Annotated in this window: 4 protein-coding genes and 1 pseudogene; 3 read left to right on the top strand and 2 right to left on the bottom strand. The window is 48.0% G+C overall.

The genetic code is table 11. The features are described 5' to 3' along the window. Nucleotides 1-300: 300 nt before the first annotated feature. Nucleotides 301-621: a type II toxin-antitoxin system RelE/ParE family toxin gene (locus tag KDK14_RS02630; protein WP_257263470.1), complete on the top strand. Its 321-nt coding sequence runs from the start codon at nt 301-303 to the stop codon at nt 619-621. Further along, nucleotides 614-904, top strand: coding sequence for a NadS family protein (gene nadS, locus KDK14_RS02625; protein ID WP_257263469.1), 291 nt, complete (start codon nt 614-616; stop codon nt 902-904). The genes KDK14_RS02630 and nadS overlap by 8 nt, the downstream gene beginning before the upstream one ends. 64 nt (nt 905-968) lie before the next feature. On the opposite strand, the gene KDK14_RS02620 is transcribed toward nadS, so the two are convergent. Next, nucleotides 969-1,388, bottom strand: a complete 420-nt coding sequence (locus KDK14_RS02620) for a type II toxin-antitoxin system HicB family antitoxin (protein WP_257263468.1) — start codon at nt 1,386-1,388, stop codon at nt 969-971. Next, complete coding sequence (locus KDK14_RS02615) at nt 1,385-1,639, bottom strand: type II toxin-antitoxin system HicA family toxin (protein ID WP_257263467.1); 255 nt, start codon at nt 1,637-1,639, stop codon at nt 1,385-1,387. The genes KDK14_RS02620 and KDK14_RS02615 overlap by 4 nt, the downstream gene beginning before the upstream one ends. A gap of 545 nt (nt 1,640-2,184) precedes the next feature. Between KDK14_RS02615 and KDK14_RS21590 the strand changes: the two are divergent. Beyond that, a pseudogene (locus KDK14_RS21590) lies at nt 2,185-2,365 on the top strand (Rha family transcriptional regulator); the annotation flags it as partial.

The raw sequence follows: 2,365 nt of genomic DNA, 5'->3' as shown, positions 1-2,365 counted from the left end.
CAGGCCGGTTTTAGTATGCCGTTACGGTCGTTACGCACTTTTTCACCCTTCCGGCCATATGAGGAGCAAGCCATGACCCGCTGACCCAAAACCCCGTTACAGGATCAGGCCGATGAAAACCGGGAACAGTTAATCCGGTATCTGTTACGCCAGAGCGAGGCCCGGCAGGTGATGTTCCTGCGCTCCCTAAGTTCCGATCGTTTGCGGTATGAGCTGGAGAGCCAGCTAAGAGCCAGAAAATGAAAGTCTTGCTTATATCCTACATTGCAGTACAATTAATCCTACAATGTAGGATATTTTATGGAATTTATAGAAACCAGTGTGTTTACCAGAATCATCACTCAACTCATGCCTGATGATGATTATCGGGCCATGCAGGAGGCCATGATCGCCCAGCCCGATATTGGCAGCATCATCAAGGGAACCGGTGGTTTGCGGAAATTTCGCTGGAAGCTGAATGGCACCGGAAAGCGGGGAGGGTCACGCATTATCTATTACTGGCAAGTCAGTGAAGACACGTTCTACATGCTGTATGCCTACACCAAAAACCAGCAAACAGACCTGACCGAAGACCAGAAAAAAATATTAGCAGAACTAGCCAAGGAGTTACGCAATGGATAAAAAAGCATTTGAGGAACTGACTTCCAGCCTGAAAGAAGCGGTTGCCATAGCCAAAGGAGAAAAGAAGGCTTCACGGGTGCATAAGTATGAAGATATTGATGTAGCCAGTATCCGGAAAGCAACCCATCTATCTCAAGAGAAGTTTGCAGCCCTTATTGGCGTAAGCATTAAGACAGTTCAGGGATGGGAGCAAAAGGTCAGAAAGCCACTTGGCCCTGCCCGGTCTTTGTTGATTATGTTTCGTAATAACCCGCACCAGGCGATGGCTTTGCTTCATCAATAGTTACCCGGAGAGACAACTGAGGAGGAGAAAACAGTGAACGGGCTGAAAATTCAGCCCTCTGCAATCAACGGTTACGGTACTGACGGATGGATTTTTCCAGATGTTTTCTATTTGCTTCATTGCTGAGCAGAAATCGAGTCTCCTCTTCAGAAGTATCACTCAACTCCCAGGCCAGCAATTCGGCAATCCATTGATTAATGCTTTTCCCCTGAACCTGCGCCTTTTGGGCAATGCGGGCATGCAATGCCTCGGAAATCCTGAGCATCAGCTTTCCGGAAAAAGGTTTTTGCGGAGACTTTCCAACAACAGCACAGGCTTCCAGATAGTCATCCACCGCCTCATGAAACGCCGATTTCAACTCGATAACGGACTGCCCGTGAAAGCCGACCCGGTCTTTAATGCCAGCAATATGGCCAATAAAACAACCATCGTCATCGCTGTAAACGATGCTGGCAGCGTATCCCAGATAGGTCATGGTATTCATGGTTTGACTCCAATTCGGCTGAGAAAATCCCGTGCGTCCCGCACCTGGTAAGGTTTGGCCTCCTTATGGGGATGCGGCCTGTGAAAGGTGGCCATTTCCCCCTGCTTGTGAAACCGGACACGGGAGCCACGCCCTTCAAGCATCTCGGCTCCCACGGCCATCAATAACGCTTCGATGGCTTTCCATTCCAACTGTTTTGGTGCCGGTTCCTGATAAATCGCCAACAGTGTTTTGCGGTGCTTGCTATTCATTTATCCAGTTTAATTTATAGTATCAATATTTGATACCATTTATTAAGTATTTTTGTTTTGTTAATGACGATGAACACGGCGGCATCTTTGGCGTAACGGTTGATTTTGATTGTGCAGAAGCGCATAATTACATGCATATAATCAATGATTGACAGGACGACCGATCATCTTCATTATGCATCTTGCAACGGCAAAATCCGTTGCCGGGCTTGGAACCCCGATCTGACGTGGAGCACTAAAAGCGCTCATTTAATTGCGCTTTTTTTTGTGCAATCGCTTAGCCCCCCTTTATGGCGGGCTGGGTGGGGACGGCTTAGGCCGTGCCGATTACCTACGTCATCGGTGTTCCAATCCCATCCAGTTCGCCCCCAGTCAGTTTGGAACCTTCTGGTGGCGGTAATACACCGTACGTAGGAGGCTCTATGTCTGCCTTAGTTGAAATCATTCCATCCCCAGAGATGGTCCTTCCTGAGCTGAAATTTGAAAATCAGCAGATCACCTGTAGTTCTCTTGATATTGCTATTCATTTTTAAAAGCAGCACAAGAACGTTTTGCGCGATATTCGAAACCTGGCATGTTCTCAAGAATTCACTGGGCTCAATTTTGAGCCCAGTGAATACACAGACCCAACCGGTCGCAAACTGGAAAGCTACAAAATCACCCGTGACGGCTTTGCTTTTCTGGCCATGGGTTTCACCGGCAAAAAAGCCGCCGCCTGGAAAGAGG

It is taken from the genome of Endozoicomonas sp. ONNA2 (assembly GCF_024606365.1).
GTDB lineage: Bacteria > Pseudomonadota > Gammaproteobacteria > Pseudomonadales > Endozoicomonadaceae > Endozoicomonas.
Note: the sequence above shows the minus strand (reverse complement) of the source record. Positions and strands in the feature narration are given on the sequence as shown.

Bases quoted from the DNA above. Each gene is read 5' to 3' on its own strand.
- KDK14_RS02630 (WP_257263470.1), top strand. From the start codon at position 301: ATGGAATTTATAGAAACCAGTGTGTTTACCAGAATCATCACTCAACTC.
- KDK14_RS02620 (WP_257263468.1), bottom strand. From the start codon at position 1,388: ATGAATACCATGACCTATCTGGGATACGCTGCCAGCATCGTTTACAGC.
- KDK14_RS02615 (WP_257263467.1), bottom strand. From the start codon at position 1,639: ATGAATAGCAAGCACCGCAAAACACTGTTGGCGATTTATCAGGAACCG.
- nadS (WP_257263469.1), top strand. From the start codon at position 614: ATGGATAAAAAAGCATTTGAGGAACTGACTTCCAGCCTGAAAGAAGCG.